At 41.9% G+C, this 16216-nt stretch carries 17 protein-coding genes and 1 riboswitch; of the genes, 6 read left to right on the top strand and 11 right to left on the bottom strand.

Annotated elements, in window-relative coordinates:
• Nucleotides 1–25: 25 nt before the first annotated feature.
• Both B1K71_RS07535 and B1K71_RS07530 read left to right on the top strand, forming a co-directional pair.
• Nucleotides 26–1945, top strand: a complete 1920-nt coding sequence (locus B1K71_RS07535) for a vWA domain-containing protein (protein ID WP_077325601.1) — start codon at nucleotides 26–28, stop codon at nucleotides 1943–1945.
• Between the two features lie 266 nt (nucleotides 1946–2211).
• Nucleotides 2212–3696: an MFS transporter gene (locus B1K71_RS07530; RefSeq protein ID WP_245799203.1), complete on the top strand. Its 1485-nt coding sequence runs from the start codon at nucleotides 2212–2214 to the stop codon at nucleotides 3694–3696.
• Between the two features lie 33 nt (nucleotides 3697–3729).
• On the opposite strand, the gene B1K71_RS07525 is transcribed toward B1K71_RS07530, so the two are convergent.
• From B1K71_RS07525 to B1K71_RS07495, 7 genes are all read right to left on the bottom strand, one after another.
• Entirely contained in the window at nucleotides 3730–4212 is a 483-nt protein-coding gene (locus tag B1K71_RS07525) for a methylated-DNA--[protein]-cysteine S-methyltransferase (protein ID WP_217697235.1), read from the bottom strand.
• A complete protein-coding gene (locus tag B1K71_RS07520; protein ID WP_077325599.1) occupies nucleotides 4209–4805 on the bottom strand; it encodes a bifunctional transcriptional activator/DNA repair enzyme AdaA in 597 nt (198 codons plus the stop codon). Before B1K71_RS07520 ends, B1K71_RS07525 begins: the two co-directional genes overlap by 4 nt.
• Before the next feature lie 75 nt (nucleotides 4806–4880).
• A complete protein-coding gene (locus tag B1K71_RS07515) occupies nucleotides 4881–5066 on the bottom strand; it encodes a M23 family metallopeptidase (protein WP_077325598.1) in 186 nt (61 codons plus the stop codon).
• A gap of 9 nt (nucleotides 5067–5075) precedes the next feature.
• Nucleotides 5076–6224: an FAD-dependent monooxygenase gene (locus tag B1K71_RS07510; protein WP_175631862.1), complete on the bottom strand. Its 1149-nt coding sequence runs from the start codon at nucleotides 6222–6224 to the stop codon at nucleotides 5076–5078.
• 87 nt (nucleotides 6225–6311) lie between these two features.
• A complete protein-coding gene (locus B1K71_RS07505) occupies nucleotides 6312–6557 on the bottom strand; it encodes a hypothetical protein (RefSeq protein ID WP_077325596.1) in 246 nt (81 codons plus the stop codon).
• Between the two features lie 64 nt (nucleotides 6558–6621).
• Nucleotides 6622–7371 (bottom strand): GNAT family N-acetyltransferase, encoded by a 750-nt coding sequence (locus tag B1K71_RS07500; protein WP_077325595.1) that lies wholly within the window; start codon nucleotides 7369–7371, stop codon nucleotides 6622–6624.
• A gap of 189 nt (nucleotides 7372–7560) precedes the next feature.
• Nucleotides 7561–8178 (bottom strand): DUF3267 domain-containing protein, encoded by a 618-nt coding sequence (locus tag B1K71_RS07495; RefSeq protein ID WP_077325594.1) that lies wholly within the window; start codon nucleotides 8176–8178, stop codon nucleotides 7561–7563.
• An 82-nt stretch (nucleotides 8179–8260) separates the two neighbouring features.
• Nucleotides 8261–8374, top strand: a riboswitch (SAM riboswitch).
• A 138-nt stretch (nucleotides 8375–8512) separates the two neighbouring features.
• Between B1K71_RS07495 and B1K71_RS07490 the strand changes: the two genes are divergently transcribed.
• Both B1K71_RS07490 and B1K71_RS07485 read left to right on the top strand, forming a co-directional pair.
• Nucleotides 8513–9853: a Na+/H+ antiporter NhaC family protein gene (locus B1K71_RS07490; protein WP_077325593.1), complete on the top strand. Its 1341-nt coding sequence runs from the start codon at nucleotides 8513–8515 to the stop codon at nucleotides 9851–9853.
• Nucleotides 9854–10155: 302 nt separating this feature from the next.
• The gene (locus B1K71_RS07485; RefSeq protein WP_077325592.1) at nucleotides 10156–11274 is read left to right on the top strand and encodes an aminopeptidase; all 1119 of its coding nucleotides are present in this window, start codon (nucleotides 10156–10158) and stop codon (nucleotides 11272–11274) included.
• A gap of 100 nt (nucleotides 11275–11374) precedes the next feature.
• Here the strand turns inward: B1K71_RS07485 and B1K71_RS07480 are convergent, their stop codons facing one another.
• From B1K71_RS07480 to B1K71_RS07470, 3 genes are all read right to left on the bottom strand, one after another.
• A complete protein-coding gene (locus B1K71_RS07480) occupies nucleotides 11375–12106 on the bottom strand; it encodes a class I SAM-dependent methyltransferase (protein ID WP_077325591.1) in 732 nt (243 codons plus the stop codon).
• A gap of 97 nt (nucleotides 12107–12203) precedes the next feature.
• On the bottom strand, nucleotides 12204–12782 hold the full coding sequence (locus tag B1K71_RS07475; RefSeq protein ID WP_077325590.1) for a cupin domain-containing protein: 579 nt from the start codon (nucleotides 12780–12782) through the stop codon (nucleotides 12204–12206).
• Nucleotides 12783–12842: 60 nt separating this feature from the next.
• Nucleotides 12843–13367, bottom strand: coding sequence for a hypothetical protein (locus B1K71_RS07470; protein ID WP_077325589.1), 525 nt, complete (start codon nucleotides 13365–13367; stop codon nucleotides 12843–12845).
• A 171-nt stretch (nucleotides 13368–13538) separates the two neighbouring features.
• Here B1K71_RS07470 and B1K71_RS07465 point away from each other — a divergent pair, with 171 nt between their 5' ends.
• Nucleotides 13539–14393, top strand: coding sequence for a transporter substrate-binding domain-containing protein (locus B1K71_RS07465; RefSeq protein WP_077325588.1), 855 nt, complete (start codon nucleotides 13539–13541; stop codon nucleotides 14391–14393).
• Between the two features lie 7 nt (nucleotides 14394–14400).
• Nucleotides 14401–15093, top strand: a complete 693-nt coding sequence (locus B1K71_RS07460) for an amino acid ABC transporter permease (protein WP_077325587.1) — start codon at nucleotides 14401–14403, stop codon at nucleotides 15091–15093.
• Between the two features lie 442 nt (nucleotides 15094–15535).
• On the opposite strand, the gene B1K71_RS07455 is transcribed toward B1K71_RS07460, so the two are convergent.
• Nucleotides 15536–16075: a GNAT family N-acetyltransferase gene (locus B1K71_RS07455; RefSeq protein WP_077325586.1), complete on the bottom strand. Its 540-nt coding sequence runs from the start codon at nucleotides 16073–16075 to the stop codon at nucleotides 15536–15538.
• Between the last annotated feature and the right edge of the window lie 141 nt (nucleotides 16076–16216).

The following is a 16216-nucleotide window of genomic DNA, read 5'->3' as shown; positions in this document are numbered from 1 at the left end:
CTGATTTCAGACAGGAGGACAGCACATGAAATTTAACCGTTGGGATGATTCGAAAATTGATACCGATCTATATATGCAGCTCCAGGATTTAACGACAGTGCTGTCCAATCAGGCGGACCTTACGTTTGAATATAGGCACGGATCGTTTATCGACTTCGCAGAACATATTGCAACAGGAAGTCACCATTGGGATGTGAACGAAAGAACCATTAAGAAATCCGGCTATAAGTCGGATGTGTTTCTTCGGGCGCTGGGTACACTATATCATTCGGATCTTCACGCCATTCGAACGTTAACAAAAGACACTTCCGAAACAAAGCTTCCTAAGTTTTCTGTGCAGCTTTTCACATTACTGGAGGATCTTAGACTGGAAAACATTATCATCAACCAACGTCCGGGTACAAAGCGTGATTTTACCATTAGACACAATTACCTGAACCATTACTTCGAGACGCAGCGGTTGACCAATGTAACCCGGGGTTATCCGCTTGACGAGTTATTTTGCCTGATTTATTTACTATTGCAGGCTGATCAGCCGGATCCGAGCTATCCGCGAGCTTCGGATAGGCAACTCGATCAACTGGAAACCCTAAAGCCGCTTTTGTACAGTGCGTTTGATGTCATCAGCACAAAGGACGTTACCGGAATCACAGAACGGGTTACAATAATGCTGGAAGAAAATTACAAAGACATGTTCAACACATATTTCGCTTTTCCGATCACACATCATGAACAGACAGAACAAAATACGTTATTTGATGAGCTCACCCGCACGGATCCATTGGAAAACAACACCCGGGAAGATGCTGACCAGGAAGATAGTGAGTACATTGATGAAACATTCCCAACCTGGCACCGGGAAAACCAAAACAGTGACCGCAAGCAGACCTTTTTGCAGTTTGAATTGGAATCCGGAACAAAAACGAGCATAAAAGGCGGCAGTGCGAGGGAAACAGAAGACGGCGACCAGGCAATGGCAGAAATTCAAGGATCATCTGGAAAAAGTGAAAAAAATGACTTTCCGGATACAGAATCACTGGATAAAGAAAACACGACTGAAGAACGTGGAACAAATGGTTCCGGCTATGGTGAGGACAACCAATATGCAGTTGCCATTGACAAGTACGCAACTGTGCCAACACCGGAGGAAAATCAAGCATACGAAGAAGCAGCCGGAGCAATTGAAGACCATAAGCGCCGTTTGGCCACGACCATTGAAAAGGTACTGGAACATAAAATGAATGCGCCACGAAAAAATTTGCTGTTCGGCAGATTATCGAAAAATCTGCTGCCAGTTGCAACAGACGAAAACCCGCGTATTTTTTATAAAAAAAATGAAGAATCGCAAGCAATCGACGCCGCCTTTACCCTGCTCGTAGACTGCTCTGCTTCGATGCATAATAAGATGGATGAAACGAAACTTGGTATCACCCTGTTTCATGAGGTGCTGAACCAGCTGAAGATTCCGCATTCAGTTATCGGTTTCTGGGAGGAAGCAAACGATGTGCGGGAAGGTTATTATCCGAATTACTTCCATCATGTGCATCAATTCAAGGATTCATTCTACAAAAAAAACGGCGCTGCCATCATGCAGCTGAAGCCACAGGAGGATAATCGTGACGGCTTCAGTATCCGGATTGCGGCGGAACAACTGGCAGAACGCCGTGAGAAACATAAATTTCTGCTTGTGTTTTCAGACGGGGAGCCTGCCGCCGTCAATTACGACCAAAATGGGATCATCGACACAAATGTTGCTGTTTCTGAGGCACGCAAACGCGGAATCGATGTAATCGGAATGTTTCTTTCGGAAGGTGAAATCGATGAACGCGAGGATTCAACCATGCAAAATATTTATGGAAAAGAACACTTAATGATACCGGGAGTTAATCAGCTTCCGGAACATTTTGCACCACTTTTAAAGCGTTTATTACTGCGGACAATTTAACATGAACGAAAGCGTAAGCGCCCGTTTAGCAGCGTATATTGTGAACTTAATTCAATGGTGGTTCCCCACTGAATATTAGTTGAACCAATCGGGCTTGAACTGTCAGTTTCCTCGCGTTTTCCAGCGAGGATTAATATAAATGCCCTTCTGAGCGCTGGAGCTGGACGTGGCTTATTCCAACAAAGCTCATCTTTACAGCCAATTGAATGCTGCATAATAAGTTCGGTTATACTAAGCGAACAGTTTGCGGCAAGGAGGAACATCAATTGGCTGATAAGAATGATAAGAAAAAACGACTTTCCAACCAACGAAAAAACAGACAAAAACTGCGGAAAGATGATATTAACGTTGTCGATGCAGACAATGCCAAAAAGGCAGTGTTCGCCACTGGTATGGGAAATGCTATGGAATGGTTTGATTTCAGCATTTATTCCTACCTGGCTGCTACGATCGGCAAGCTATTTTTTCCCGAATTTTCCGGTCCGCTGCAGCTCGTTTTCAGTTTTGCCACGTTTGCAGTAGCATTTTTGGTTCGTCCGTTTGGCGGAATGTTTTTCGGTATGCTCGGAGATCGTCTTGGACGAAAGAAAATACTGGCGATTACCCTTATTATGATGGCAGTAGCAACCGTAAGCATTGGTTTCATTCCCACATATGCGTCCATTGGGGTGACTGCACCTATTTTGTTATTACTGGCCCGTCTTGTACAAGGTTTTTCAACCGGCGGGGAATATTCGGGTGCCATGACTTTTATCGCAGAATCCACTGCTGACCGAAAACGCGGAGTCATGTCAAGCGGACTCGAAGTCGGGACATTGGTCGGTTATATTTTTGGGTCAGGAATCGTAACATTGTTAACATTTATACTGGGTTCTGAAACAATGTTGGATTGGGGCTGGCGAATTCCGTTTTTCATTGCCGGGCCAATTGGAATCATCGGTCTTTATTTACGTACCCATCTGGAAGAAACGCCTGCATTTGAAGAAATGGAAAATAAAAAAGAAGGACGGGAAAATGAAAACCATGTAACGATGAAAGATATTTTCAAATACCACCGCAGGCCGCTGATCATCGGCCTCATTCTGGTTTTCTTTTATAATATCGTTATATATACCTTGCTGACTTATATGCCATCCCATTTAACAGCTGTGCTTGGATACAAGGAAACTACAGCACTGCTGATCATTTTAATTGTTATGATTGTAATGATACCAATTGTCATCCTGATGGGGCATCTTGGTGACCGTCTTGGCAATAAGAAAGTCATTCAAGGCGGACTGATTGGGATAATTCTCTTAGCAATCCCGGCATTTCTGCTCATTGGCAGTGGAACAAATTGGATGGTTTTTGCCGGTTTACTGATCTTAGCAATATTTTTGTCATCGATGCAGGGAACAATGCCATCTCAATTACCTTCCCTCTTTTTTACGGAAGTCAGATATGGAGCACTTGCCATTACGTACAACATTTCAACTTCCGTCTTTGGCGGGACAGCTCCTCTTCTTGTTTCCTGGCTCATTGCACAGACATCGAACAACATGATTCCAGCTTATTACATGATGTTTGCCTGCCTGATCGGCATCTTCGTTGTATCAAAATACGTCAAGGATACATCCGGGAAACCGCTCCGTGGATCTCCACCGGTCGTTGAAGAAGAAGAACATATTGACGAGGTCCTTGAAGAAACGGATGAAACTTTATGGTGGCATGAGGAAAAAGATAAAATTGAACAACGAAAAGAAGATGAATAAAGCCGGGACGAGGATTATCTCCTCGTCCCGGCTTTATACCATTGCACCTTCAATTCCAAGCAGTTCGCTCTTCATCTTCATCCCGCCGGCATAACCTGTCAGTTTATTGTTTTTGCCAATAACCCGGTGACACGGAATGATAATCGGCAGAGGGTTGACAGCATTAGCATGTCCTACCGCCCGTACTGCTTTTGGGCAACCAATTGCCTTAGCTATAGCCGAATAAGATTCTGTTTTCCCATACGGAATTTCCTGAAGTGCCTGCCATGCTTTCCTTTGAAACGGCGTACCATTTAATTCAAAACCGATGTCGAATTGTTGACGCTGTCCATTCAAATATTCGTTCATCTGTTCACGCACTGTTTCTCCAGCATCACGACTTTGTTTCATGGTACATCCCGTACAAAGAGAAGCCCAATGCCCATTCGTCAATACAATTCGCTGCAGCACACCATTCTTTTCATCAAAAACAAACCGCAGCATGCCAATTTTTGTTTCACATTCATCGTATATCATATTCTGTCACCCTTCTTATCCGGGTAATCTGATTGACGTTCAGAACGATAGCGATTTGGTGCGGTTCCAGTCTCTCTTCTGAAAGCATTGTAAAACCCGGAAATACTTTGAAAGCCCGCTTGGAAGGCGATTGCTGCAACCGATCTTTTTGTGTTCACAAGCAATTCCTTCGCCTTTCGTACTCTAACTCTCTCCAGATACTTATGTGGTGTTTCCCCAGTGCTGTTTTGAAATAAGCGATGTAAATGAAACTTGCTTACTCCTGCCTTTTGCGCGATTTCAGTTAAAACGAGGCGATGTGAATATTCCTGCTCCATAATTCCCTTTGTTTCGTTAATAATCTTTTCACATGGGTCATAGCTGTTTAAATCTGGCCGACACCTTTTACATGTACGATATCCCGCTTCCATAGCTTCCCAGGCTGTTGCGTAAAAGGATACATTTTCAGAATTGGGTGTCTTGGATCTGCAAGATGGCCGGCAAAATATCCCTGTTGTATGAATGGCATAGAGGAACGTTCCATCATAATCCGGGTTGCAAGAAACCAATGCATTCCATAACTCATCTGCAAACATACCGTTAATCGTTTTCATATCCGACAACCTCCTTTTACGGTTACGATATCATCCTGTTGTAAAAATTTCTTCTTCGTTGTTGCGGTTTAATTTTCACCAAATCAAACTGTTCCGGACAGGAAAGCTTCCATTAAATTCAATTGGTACACCTTTTCCGTCTTTTTCTGCATGTATATGTACATGCGGTTCCGATGTATTGCCTGAATTACCAACAAGTCCGATTCGCTTTCCTGTTTGGACTTTGTCTCCTTTGTCGACCATAACACTTCCTTTTTGCATGTTAACAAATCAATAATACATACGAAATGGATATTTCAATGACCCTTCCAGCATTGCGGCAGGAGTCATGCGCATGACTGTGTTTCGAATGGAAATATACGGATTCCTATCCATTTGTGCAGCCTTTCCAACCCGCCATGAACGGTGAACCATTGCAGCTGTTTTTTGAAGACGGTTCCGCTCAAAGGAGACAAAGGCTTTTTGGACGGTTGGTTCATTTTTCAGCGCCCGCCGTAATGCAAATACATCCTCAATTCCCTGACTTGCCCCCTGTCCCATATTCGGTGTCGTTGCATGCGCAGCATCCCCAATCAGCAGAACAAGATGGTAAGCAAATCGACTTAGCGGTTTCACATCCAAAACATCATTCTGGATCACGTTTTCATTTTTTGTTATGCTCATAAGTTCTGAAACCGGAAAATGATAGTTATGAAAACGATGGGCCAAATCTGCAGTTGTAAAACGAGCCATTTCATTATTTTGAAATGAACTGTTCACACAGGCAAACCAATACAGTTTTTGATTTGCGAGCGGTACAATGCCCATTCGTCCGTTAGCACCCCATGTTTCGGTGAAAATCCCCGGTTTGTACATATCTGCAGGAGCATCAACTACTGCACGCCAGCACGTATATCCGGCATACCGCAGCTTCACATTATGAACCAGACTTTTTCGCACTGTTGAATGAATTCCGTCTGCTGCAATCAGTCCATTCCCCTGCATAGTCGACCCATCGTCCAAAAACACAGTAATCGTGTCCATGTTTTGTGACACATTCACAATTCGTTTACCAAGTTGAAGTGTACCTTCGTTCAAATGATGAGCGAGCGCTATTTGCAGCTTTGCCCGGTGAACAGTGAAATAAGCAACCCCATATTGCTCATTGAGCTTTGAAATATCGATGGTATTCAGTTTATCTCCGTTGTGATCCAGAAATTCAATCTTATTCAATAAATGGGACGCAGATTCAAGATCATCCATCACTCCCAACCGGTTTAGTACTGTCCACGCATTAGCACCTAAACCGAGTCCTGCACCCACTTCCTTTAATACGTCCGTCTTCTCCAGAACCGTCACCAGAAAACCTTCCCGCTGCAACATGATTGCCGCTGTCAGCCCGGCGATCCCGCCGCCTGCAATTATAAAATCATATTTCATAACCACTCCGCCCTTCATTCTCTCTTACAGCATATAACCTATAACGGAAACTGCAAACTTATAATTTTAAAAAACCACATCTCCGTTTCATTTATCGGGATGCGGTTCGGTATCATTTTGAAAAACATTTCGACCTATTTTTTGCGATACAAGGTAAGAAAGTGTTGCGATAAGCAGCATGGACAAGAATGGAATGAAGGATTTGCCAAAATCTGTTTCCTGATGAGTACCAATCATAGGGTTATATAATGACGTCAAAACCAAGCCTGATACAATTTGAAACAAACCATACAACACGATAAAGTTTACGATAAACACGAAATACTTTTTCAAACCTTTCACCTCTTATTATTGATACGAATTACAGCAGCAAACGTTTCAAGGGATGTAATCTATGCTAGTAATCCAAATAATGTCGCATCCAAACATTTGGCTCAATATAAACACCTTTATCAGCCGCAATATCGACATTCAACGGTACTAAGCCATCTTTTATGACATATCTTCCTGAAGCGGGCAGTTTCAAACCTGTCCAATCTTCCCATTTTTTAACAGAAGCAGGAATAACCATCGACCTTTCCGCCACTTTAATAATCGAAGCGCCGGATTTATAATGCGTCCTAATCCAGGGATCAAACGGTGTAGCATCTTCCCTCAACCAAGTAATGTATTCATCCATAGGTATTAGCGGATACTTGGATTTTGAGGATGGCCTGACAGGGGCGACCATTTTATCCAGATTATGTTCAACAGCCAAAGCCTTCATTTCCCTGACCATCAATCCACTCAGCCCCTTCCCCCTGAAATCCGGGTGAATGACAATCGCCAGAGCTGAAAGCGAATTTGGGGATTTATGATATTTGTAATCTGTCATTCCTTTCTCAAAAACACCATCCCAACCGGACGGCAGAGTCGCATCACTACCATCCCAATCAAATGGAATAGCATTACCGCACGCCACAGGGTGTGATTCTTTATTGAACAAAAGATATTGAAATTCGGGAAAGCAGGAAAATAATTTTCTCCAATACGTTACACCAACGGGATCCTGGCTCATATACTTTACCCAGCCCAATCCATGTAATTTATCGAATTCATCTACTAATTCCGGACGTGCTTTAACTGTGTTTACCGTATAATTATCCATACTTTATTTTCCTCCTGAATTTCACATATATAAACCAGTACAGCCGCGTTACTTGGCCTTTGAAGAGTAACACGGCTTTCTAAAAATTCATCTAACATAAAGCATAACATCCACAGAAAAAATAACCACCCCGGCATTAATCTGAACTATCAATTTCAATTTTTTCTTTTATCGGGCTTTAAATCACAGTTAATTACTTCGTTTCCAATAAGTTTTTGTCCCGTTATTTGTTATGATGGCTTTCCTTGGAATGTTGATTAATATGAACATGAGATTCAGGATATCAACTGACGATGCCATAGCGTTAACGAATATCAGAAGCTTCATGGATGGTGTTAGTGCTCCAATTATTCCCAGCACCATTGGTAATAGCATGGAAATAATAATAAAAGGAGCAACAGTAATAATGATGTACCTCGATTTTGTAATCACTTCTTCCGTTGCTACATACCCGCCAAATAGTGTGAGTCCAATCGTCGTGTTTTCGGATCTGAGAAAGTTTGGTATGAAAATCAAATGGAGTAATTCATGGATGAAGACCAATAAGAATATTAAGAGTATAATTCCCAGGTTAACGGTAATTGTTAATGAATCCTGCTGCGTTGTCATACCAAATTCATTTAATGTAATACCGGAAAAAAGATTTATCATCCAAAGGGCTGCAATTCCATTCAGTATCATAAACGGAATTGATAAAAGAATAGCCACTGTCAAACTTTGGGGTACTTTCATTTCCTTCCAGCCATTTTGAATCAGTTCCACATGTACAGCTTCATTCATCTTCGGCAATTTATTCCGTACCTTCATGACACTCCCCCCATTTTCAACATATTACGATTGACACATTTCATGAATTGTACTAAACTGACTATCATCCAATTAAATACACCACTTATCCAGAGTGGCTGAGGGATCTGGCCCTGTGAAGCCCGGCAACCTGCGCAAATAACTGCAAGGTGCCAATTCCAGCAAACCGCTATATATGCGTTTTGGAAGATAAGATATTCTATAATCTCCTTCCAAGACGGAAGGTTTTTTGTTTTTGTACAGGTTTTATTGCACAGTCCAGATGTTGAATCGACATGATAGCAATAACCCCAGAATTCCTAACACACTTACATTCATCAAGGGGGAGATTGGAATGAACACAACAAAAATTAATAAAGGAAATCCTTTTGCGTTACTGCCTTTTATCATTTTTTTACTGTTATTTATCGGATCCGGTCTTATAAATGGCGACTTTTATAAACTGCCCGTACTTGTTGCAGTATTCATTGCCGTTTTATTCGCACTGTTTATGAACCGGAAAATGGCGTTTAAAGATAAACTTGACCACCTGACAAAAGGTGCAGGTCATCCCAACATTATGCTGATGGTCATAATTTACCTGCTTGCCGGTGCATTTGCTGCTGTCGCTGAGGGTGTTGGAGCAGTTGAATCAACCGTTAATCTCGGTTTAACTTTCTTACCGGAAAACCTGTTAATTGTCGGGTTGTTTATAATCGGCTGCTTTATATCCATTTCAATGGGGACATCCGTCGGCACGGTCGTTGCGCTTGCCCCAATCGGTGCCGGACTTGCTGATCAGACCGGTATGAGTACTGCCTTGATTATGGGTGCAATTATCAGTGGTGCCATGTTCGGTGATAACTTGTCGATGATTTCCGATACGACCATTGCGGCGGTTCGAACACAGGCTGTTAAAATGAGTGATAAATTTAAGGTGAACGTTTATATCGCACTTCCCGCTGCAATTGTAACAGCTGTAATTTTCGGAGTAATGACACTTGATGCAAGCGGCGGGGTCAGCGGAAATCACCCATATGACCTGATAAAAGTATTGCCATATCTTGCCGTACTTGTATTTGCGATTGCCGGTGTCAATGTCATCTATGTCTTAATCGGCGGTACCATTTTCGCCGGAATCATTGGACTGTTTTACGGTAAATTCGACGGCATGGGATTCCTGAACTTGCTTGGCGACGGCATGGCCGGCATGCAGGAACTATCCCTGTTATCGATTTTACTAGGAGGTTTAGTCGAACTAATCCGTGTAAACGGCGGAATTGACTTCATGCTTCATGCTATCAGCAATCGAATTAAAACACGAAAAGGTGCCGAAGCAGGAATTGCCGGACTTGTCAGCGCCTTTGATGTATCAACAGCCAACAACACAATCTCTATTATCAGTGTTGGTCCGCTAGTCAAACAGATTTCAGAACGGTTCGGTGTCGACCCGCGACGATCAGCTAGTGTTCTGGATATTTTTGCAAGTGCATTTCAGGGGATTTTACCGTATGGTGCACAATTGCTCGCGGTTGCCGGTGTTGCATCCATCTCCCCTGTTTCCATCATGCCATACTGCATCTATCCGGTATTGCTCGGAATAGCCGGTGTAATTGCAATTGTTGCTGGTTACCCGCGATTTTCCACCGGCGTCAAAACAGACACAGGCAAAAATCAAAATACAAAAGAAGCATAAATTGACGGGCCAAGCTAGTATGCTTGGTCCTTTAGTTTTTGATGACAGCTGTATACACAGTTACGATTTTTTCCTGTTAAGGTTTCAAGAAACTTTATTTGGGCTATATTTTTCAAAACTGCACCTCTTTCTCCCGAAGATTCGCTTCAATACAACAAATCAGGCTTAATTACCTGGTCCTTTTACATTTCATCGGAATTCAGCCTTAAGTTGGAGATAAAATCAGCCTCCATGGTATTTGGTAAAGACATCAAATAGGCTATTGTTATACTATAAATACAAATACTGGGAGGTTTTATATTGTGAAAGAGGAAAATTTAAGGAAAGCGGCAAAACTATTAATCAACCATTCATTGGGGCTTAAGAAAGAAGAAAAGGTACTTATCGCGGCTTACGCTGGTGCGAAAGATCTTGCCATTACCCTGGTGGAAGAGGCATATCGTGTGGGGGCTTATCCATATGTGGAACTAAATGACAACGAAGTAATGAAGGCACTGATCGAAAATGCAACTGTTGAACAAATAAGTACCATGAACGACTGGCATATGCAACGATACCGGGACATTGATGCCGTAATTGCCATTGAAGGAGAGGATAATGATGCGGAATTCTCCGATATACCTCCCGAGCAACTCGGAAGTTTAATGGAAGCGCTTAAACCTTCCAATAATTATATGACCAATAATCTTCGCTGGGTTTTGTTTAAGCATCCAACCCCTGCTAATGCACAAAAGGCAGGCAAGAGCACAAAGGGATTTGAATCGTATTTGTTTGATGTAACAACAAACGTCGATTATCAAAAGATGGCTGAAAAAATGACCCCACTTGTTAAATTAATGGAAGAAACCGACCGTGTGAAAATTGTTTCTCCCGGCACGAATTTATCATTCTCAATAAAAGATATTCCGGCAGTTCCATGTGCAGGTCACAGGAATGTGCCTGACGGGGAAATTTATACAGCACCGGTTCGAGATTCCGTAAACGGCAAAATCAGCTATAATACACCTTGCCCATATTTTGGCACAACTTATAAAGATGTTACGCTTACCTTTGAAAATGGAAAGATTGTTGAGGCAACTTCCGATCAGCCAGATAAAATCAAACAAATTTTTGATACTGATGAAGGGGCTCTCTACATTGGTGAATTTGCAATCGGATTAAACCCAAAAATCACCAAACCAATGGGAGATATTTTATTCGATGAAAAAATTGCCGGCAGTATCCATTTCACTCCCGGCAAAGCATATGATAACGCAAATAACGGCAACGAATCCCAAATTCATTGGGATATGGTATTAATCCAAACACCCGAATATGGCGGCGGTGAAATTTACTTTGATGATGTTTTAATTAGAAAAGACGGACGCTTTGTATTACCGGAGCTTGAAGGATTGAATCCCGAAAACCTATTAAATGACTAGTTTATTCCAATCTTACAGAGGCTGGGACAAAAGTGTTTTACATTGAAATTCCCTATTGTTCGTCTTTTGGATCACACGATTCTAATATGTCCCGGCCTCCTTATTTGTTTGCCGCAATAATCAAAAACATCGGTCTCCGGTCTTCATCTTTCATGTTCGGGTTTGTCCTTAACATTTCTTCCGTTGGGGCAGGTTCCTTTATAGACTTAATTCCAAACCCGGCACTGATCAGCGCATTAACATAGCTTGAAAAAGTACGATGATACTTCAAAACATTCTCCGACAAAAATGAAGTATGCCGTATTCCTTCTGACTGATAATGATCAACCGGCCAGTGCAGACGATCACCTTGTTGATCATAACACCAATCCTGCTCGTTTCGTGAAGTAAATATAGGATGTTCCACCGAAAAAACAAAATCTCCGCCAGGCTTTAACAAACCGTAGACTTTATCGGCAATTCCCTTAAATGATTGGATATAGTGAAACGCCAATGAACTTATCACAATATCGAACGTTGCAGCATCAAAACGGATGTCCTCGATAGAAGAATGGATATAGTGCACCTCAGGATCCCTCGTTTTTTCGCGCGCCCGCTCCAGCATCTTTTCCGAAATATCCACTCCTGTCACAGAACTTGCCTGTTGCTCGCGGGCATACCGGCAATGCCAGCCGAATCCGCATCCCAAATCCAGAACCTGCTTTTTCCGAAATTCCGGCAGTAGTGATTTCAATACCGGCCACTCCCCCGCACCTTCAAGCCCGTCAATTGATCGCGGCATCCGCTCATACGCGGAAAAAAACCTCACATCATCGTATTTATTTTGTTTCATCCTTTTTCATCCCCTTACACGATATGTTCATTATATAATTGCTTCAAAGTTCCTGTATATGTAAAAGCGCGCTTTTATTCAGAGCGCGCTGTCCTTTCTATCCTTCCTCAGCCGCAATTGCATCGGCCTTGGTTTTATGAACGGTGCCAAATGGATGCTCGGGTGGAGCGTAGATAGTGTAGAGTTTTAGCGGCCGCCGACCGATATTGATAATATTATGCCATGTGCCGGCTGGTACAACAACTGCATTATCGTCATCAATCTTTTCTTCCAAATACAAATGATCTTGCGCATCCCCCATGCGAACAACAGCCTGCCCTTCTTCAATACGCAAAAACTGATCAACATCCGGGTGCATTTCCAGCCCGATATCTTCACCAATTTCAATACGCATCACTGTTAACTGCAGATGATCCCCAGTCCACAGTGTCGTACGGAAGTTTTTATTTTTCTTAGCGGCCTCCTCAATATCGACTACATACGGTTCTCTTCCATGATCCTTTAAGCGAATGCGCGCTTCATCGTTTGCAGAAGGATGGTTTAAGTAACCATAATAACTTGCCTCCATCTCGTAATAAGGATCCATCCAATAAGCATACTGCCTTTCACAGTTACAGACCGGCATAGCATACGGGTGAGAATAATGATATGGCTGCATATCAGGAAAATAATACATATACCTCTTCCTTTCACTGGTTTATCAGATTATCCTATGTATGATATCTGGGCAGTGTGTTTAGTCCCTTCCCCTCCTCTTCACCGCAAACATAAGCTGGTCCGGCTTAAAACCGCTTTGAATAATAGCCTGTTTAATTTTTTTCTTAACCTGATTATCAACTGCTGCTTCGGTAACTATATTGATTTCGAGGGCTTTTTGTTCAAAATTGGTTATTTCAACTTCCGGTCCGGGCTTCAGACGAGTTGGGAGGTACCGATTCACAATTGCATTAACGATTTTGTTGGCACGCTCCCGTAATCGCTGATATGCATAGCCATCTTCTATTTGACCGGTACGCTGATTTTGTCCAATGTAAAATTGAAAATCGGGGTTATTTTTCAGATGTGCTTCCCCATGGTATCCACCATGTAAAAAATCATAATGTACCTTATCAATTTCCATCTCTTCTTTATATGACGATAAATGCTGCTGAAAGGCTTCCCTCGCTTCAAAATAATTCCATGGCAGTCCGAAATTCACATAGATAACGACCATAAGAATTATCACGAAACCAATTCCACTTATTGTCCAACGCTTTTTCAAGTGATTTCCCTCCCTGCTATCAGATTTGAGCATCCATATCTTACCGGTCAAACAGTTACGATAAATTTTATATAACAGAACCCGGAAAAATTGAAACTAATTAGCCCCTCTGTTACAATCATAAAAGGTTTTTACATATAACAACAATATGAACTGGAGGGTACATCACAGATGAAACGAAAAATATTGGCATCATTATTGGTTATCTCATTATTACTAGTGTTAAGTGCATGCGGAGATTCAGAAAAAAGCAGTGATTCGAAAAAGGCGGACGGGAAATGGGCAGAAATTCAGGAATCGGGTGAAATTGTCTATGGAACTGCAGGAACCCTATATCCAGCCTCCTATTATCCGGAAGGTTCGGACAAGCTAACCGGATATAATGTTGAAGTGATGCGGGAAGTTGCAAAACGTTTGAACCTGGATATCAAATTCGAAACGATGGCCTTTGATGCGATGCTTGCATCACTAAAATCCGGGCGAATCGACGTCATTACCGCAGGACCAAGGGAAGAAAGCAGAAAGAAATTTACCTTCAGTGAACCATTCAAACATTCGTATTCAACAATGATTGTGCGTTCCAATAATTTATCCGGTATTAACACATTGGAAGATCTAAAAGGTAAAAAAGCAGGTGGTGCTGCAACAACTGTATACAGTGACATCGCCCGAAAATTTGGTGCAACAGTTAAAACATACGGCAATGCAACCAATGATGTTTATTTGCGGGATGTCGCAAATGGCCGAACCGATGTTATTATAAATGATTATTATTTGCAAAAGCTTGCCCTGTCCGCATTTCCGGAATTGGATATCAAGATTCATCCAGACTTAAAATTTCATCCAACAACGGTAAATGTTGTAATGCCTAAAGATGCCCCAACATTGGAGAAAAAAATCAATGAAGCTCTTGCTGACATGCATAAGGATGGAACACTGACAAAGCTTTCCAAAAAGTTTTTCGCCGGTGCGGATGTTTCCAAAAAACCAGATGCGAAAATTAGAGAAATCGAAGGAATAGAGTAAGGCTATTATGTTTGGTTTAGAAATAGATGAAGTACAACTGGGAAATTTATTTGACTGGCAGCTTGCCTGGCGCAGCCTGCCTTTTGTACTGGAAGGATTACCGGCAACGTTAATCGTCTCCCTTTTTGGAATGGGGTTAGGGCTTGCCATAGGATTTTTTCTTGCCTTGGCAAGAGGTTCTGAACAGATTTTTTGGCGCTGGCCGGCACGAATGTACATATCATTCATGCGGGGTACACCAATATTAGTATTTTTATTTATTTTATATGCCGGATTGCCGATGGTAGGAATAAAATTATCGGCGATCCTTGCTGCAATCCTGGCATTCGGTCTAAACAGTGCTGCATACATTGCTGAGATTAATCGTTCATCACTGAATAGTATTGGATCCGGACAATGGGAATCGGCAAAAGCATTAAATATGAGCTATTGGCAGACATTGTTCAAGATTATTTTGCCACAGGCAGTCAGAACGGCAATTCCCCCACTGGCAAATGTTTTTTTGGACATTGTAAAAGCTACCTCGCTGGCCGCTGTTATCACGGTCCCGGAACTATTCCAAAAAGCCCAAATTGTCGCCGGCCGTACATTTGATTCATTGACAATGTATATTCTGGTCGCACTGATTTACTGGCCGATTTGCATGCTTATTTCCCATTTGCAGGATCGTCTGGAAGCAAGATACAGCAAATATGCATAAGAAGTTTTCAGCCTAAATCGATTCATGATTTAGGCTTTTTTCATCTTTTTATATCCACGATGTGTACCTCCAGCGCTCTTTTGCCTGAACGTGCAACATCTTATATGCCACGGTTGATACAACTCCTGCGAATATTGTCCAAATTAATGCTGTTTTCATATTCACTCTCCTTAGAATTAATTTTAATGTCTTCCAGTACTAAATTTTAAACTAATTTCCATAAACCTCCCCGCATTGGCAAATTTGTTATTTTTAGAATTGTACTAAAACTAAACCAACTTGTAAACCCTTTTGTTTGTACTTAACACACATTTTTTATATAAATTAGAAAACTTGGCGTGTAAAAAAAGCTTCCCGGAAATGCGTCATTCCCGGAAGCTGCTTAAATTCGATGTGCAGGCATCAATATAACGTTTACGGGCCTTTCGTTCCTCTGGCGAAATTATTCCCATTCGCTTGAAAGAATACTGTATAATACACAATCATGAAAATGATCGTACAAATACTCGGCATCCCGCATAATCCCTTCCCGCTTCATGCCAATTCGTTCAGGAATTGCTTTGCTTTTTTCATTTCCAACGCCACAGTGAATTTCCACACGATTAAGTCCATACCCGTTAAAAGCTTGGTCAATGAGCGCTTTTACTGCAACTGTCATAATTCCGTATCCCTGGTAATTCTCCGCCAGCCAATAACCGATTGTTGTTTTTCTGTTGGACCAGTCAATTGCATGAAAGCCAACCATACCGGCCAGATTCCCTTTGTATAAAACACCCGCCTGAAAACCGTTATGGGCGGAAAATTGTTTTAGCCATGTTTCAATAATCGGAACATAATCCTCCTCCCGCTCCACACTGTCAACCCATGGGAGCCATTCCCTTAAGTATTTTCGTGACGCATCCACAAGTGTAAATAACGCTTTCGCATCCTCCTTTTCAAGTAATTTAACGGATACATTTTCATTAACTTTCATCGTAAACATCCAATCTCTCCTTCGTATTCTATTAATCTATCTGTTTTTCAGATTCCTTTTGTAAATGCGATTCGCCTCATTTATTGTATGATAGCATGTTTAACTATTAAAAACTGCACTTATGAAACTTTTGGCCGGGATTTTTTGTCA

This window comes from Virgibacillus siamensis (assembly GCF_900162695.1).
GTDB classification, from domain to species: Bacteria; Bacillota; Bacilli; order Bacillales; family Amphibacillaceae; genus Lentibacillus; species Lentibacillus siamensis_A.
Note: the sequence above shows the minus strand (reverse complement) of the source record. Positions and strands in the feature narration are given on the sequence as shown.

Excerpts from the sequence above, each read along its gene's own strand:
- B1K71_RS07535 (WP_077325601.1), top strand. The coding sequence starts at position 26 with ATGAAATTTAACCGTTGGGATGATTCGAAAATTGATACCGATCTATAT.
- B1K71_RS07525 (WP_217697235.1), bottom strand. The coding sequence starts at position 4,212 with ATGATATACGATGAATGTGAAACAAAAATTGGCATGCTGCGGTTTGTT.
- B1K71_RS07520 (WP_077325599.1), bottom strand. The coding sequence starts at position 4,805 with ATGAAAACGATTAACGGTATGTTTGCAGATGAGTTATGGAATGCATTG.
- B1K71_RS07515 (WP_077325598.1), bottom strand. The coding sequence starts at position 5,066 with ATGCAAAAAGGAAGTGTTATGGTCGACAAAGGAGACAAAGTCCAAACA.
- B1K71_RS07510 (WP_175631862.1), bottom strand. The coding sequence starts at position 6,224 with ATGAAATATGATTTTATAATTGCAGGCGGCGGGATCGCCGGGCTGACA.
- B1K71_RS07500 (WP_077325595.1), bottom strand. The coding sequence starts at position 7,371 with ATGGATAATTATACGGTAAACACAGTTAAAGCACGTCCGGAATTAGTA.
- B1K71_RS07495 (WP_077325594.1), bottom strand. The coding sequence starts at position 8,178 with ATGAAGGTACGGAATAAATTGCCGAAGATGAATGAAGCTGTACATGTG.
- B1K71_RS07490 (WP_077325593.1), top strand. The coding sequence starts at position 8,513 with ATGAACACAACAAAAATTAATAAAGGAAATCCTTTTGCGTTACTGCCT.
- B1K71_RS07480 (WP_077325591.1), bottom strand. The coding sequence starts at position 12,106 with ATGAAACAAAATAAATACGATGATGTGAGGTTTTTTTCCGCGTATGAG.
- B1K71_RS07475 (WP_077325590.1), bottom strand. The coding sequence starts at position 12,782 with ATGTATTATTTTCCTGATATGCAGCCATATCATTATTCTCACCCGTAT.
- B1K71_RS07465 (WP_077325588.1), top strand. The coding sequence starts at position 13,539 with ATGAAACGAAAAATATTGGCATCATTATTGGTTATCTCATTATTACTA.
- B1K71_RS07460 (WP_077325587.1), top strand. The coding sequence starts at position 14,401 with ATGTTTGGTTTAGAAATAGATGAAGTACAACTGGGAAATTTATTTGAC.
- B1K71_RS07455 (WP_077325586.1), bottom strand. The coding sequence starts at position 16,075 with ATGTTTACGATGAAAGTTAATGAAAATGTATCCGTTAAATTACTTGAA.